We start from the raw sequence: 407 nt of genomic DNA, 5'->3' as shown, positions 1-407 counted from the left end.
CGGGCCGAGGGTCAGCGCCCACCACATGATGATCAGCAGCAACGGCAGGCCGACGAAGTAGACGACTCGCTTCAGGGCGCTCATGCGATCACCTCGCTGCGGATCGACGAATGCCAGGCGAGCGTCTTCTTCTCGATCAGTCGCATTCCGAAGTTGATGATGACCCCGATCATCCCGGTTGCCACGATGAGCGCGTACATTTCCGGCACGGCGCCACCGGACTGGGTCAACGCGATCTGGTAGCCGAGGCCCGGGGAACCGATGATCAACTCCGCGGTGATCGCGAGGATGAGGGCGACCGCCGACGCGAGCCGGATGCCCGTCATCAGATACGGAAGCACGGTCGACCACACCACGTAGCGGGCCCTGGCCACTGGACCGAGCCCATAGCTTCTGGCCGTGTTCTC

Annotated in this window: 1 protein-coding gene; it reads right to left on the bottom strand. The window is 63.9% G+C overall.

Translation table 11 applies throughout. The annotated features are described in order from the left end of the window. Positions 1-80: 80 nt before the first annotated feature. Positions 81-407 (bottom strand): ABC transporter permease (locus ABFX56_RS15900; protein WP_346234343.1); only part of this gene is annotated, 327 nt, incomplete at its 5' end.

This window comes from Parafrigoribacterium mesophilum (assembly GCF_039652555.1).
Classification (GTDB): Bacteria; Actinomycetota; Actinomycetes; order Actinomycetales; family Microbacteriaceae; genus Parafrigoribacterium; species Parafrigoribacterium mesophilum.
This window is presented reverse-complemented; position numbering and strand designations above follow the sequence as displayed.